Source organism: Methylobacterium sp. J-048 (genome assembly GCF_022829515.1).
GTDB lineage: Bacteria > Pseudomonadota > Alphaproteobacteria > Rhizobiales > Beijerinckiaceae > Methylobacterium.
The window spans coordinates 1-354 of record NZ_JAKSYL010000262.1 but is presented as its reverse complement, the minus strand read 5'-3'; the positions used below and the strand labels follow the sequence as shown (position 1 = coordinate 354).

1 pseudogene is annotated in these 354 nt (G+C 74.6%); it reads left to right on the top strand.

What is annotated here, in order from left to right:
• Window positions 1-118: 118 nt before the first annotated feature.
• Window positions 119-354 (top strand): annotated as a pseudogene (locus tag MKL09_RS26475) (ATP-binding cassette domain-containing protein); the annotation flags it as partial.

Sequence of the window (354 nt, the reverse complement as noted above, 5' to 3'; positions counted from 1 at the left end):
GTGGAGGCGGCGAGGCTGAGGGTGGTGAACCAGCCATGGGCGGGGGACCGGCTGCAGTCCGCGACGGTGAGCGTGGCGTTGGGCAGGGCGCCGGTGACCGCGAGGTCGACGCACTGCAGCGGGCCCGATGGCACACGGCGGGCCGGCAGCGGCGGCGCGGGAGCGCACCAGGAGCCTCCTCGACCTGATCGGCCTCGACCCGAAGGCGGCGGCGCCCTACCCGAATGCGTTCGCGGGCGGCCAGCGCCAGCGCATCGGCATCGCCCGGGCGCTCGCCGCCGAGCCGGACCTGATCATCTGCGACGAGGCGGTCTCGGCGCTCGACGTCTCGGTGAAGGCCCAGATCGTCAACCT